This is a genomic window from Corallococcus sp. CA041A, assembly GCF_003612075.1.
Classification (GTDB): domain Bacteria; phylum Myxococcota; class Myxococcia; order Myxococcales; family Myxococcaceae; genus Corallococcus; species Corallococcus exiguus.
On record NZ_RAWF01000688.1, the window covers coordinates 1 to 427 of the forward strand.

Annotated in this window: 1 pseudogene; it reads left to right on the forward strand. The window is 72.6% G+C overall.

Features of this window, described 5'->3' with window-relative positions:
• Positions 1–40 precede the first annotated feature (40 nt).
• A pseudogene (locus tag D7V77_RS42705) lies at positions 41–427 on the forward strand (hypothetical protein); the annotation flags it as partial.

Here is a 427-nt window from a genome sequence, read left to right on the forward strand (position 1 = left end):
TGTATAAGAGACAGCCCCCGTCCCCACCGAGTACACATACGTGCTCGTGCTGGACAAATCCGGTGAGCGCCAGCTGCGCGTGGCGCCCAACACCGGCGCGCCCGAGGACGCCACCTTCAGCGACCGCGGCTTCATCATCGACGGGCTCCAGGGCCCCGCGCGCAACCTGGCCACGCTGGTGCTGGAGCTGCCGCGCGACCCCGTGCGCCCCGGCGAGACGTGGCCCCTGGGCACCGAGCTCACCACGCCGGACGCCCTGGGCACCCTGTTCCGCCGCGCCCCCGGCGGCGAGCGCCACAACCGCGTGAAGCTCGTCTCCGTCACCCCGGGCGACAACGGCGAGCAGGTGGCCACGCTCGAGTACGACATCGTGGAGCAGTTCGGCGGCACCCTCAGCGCCCCGCGCCCCGCCCTCCCCAAGAAGGAC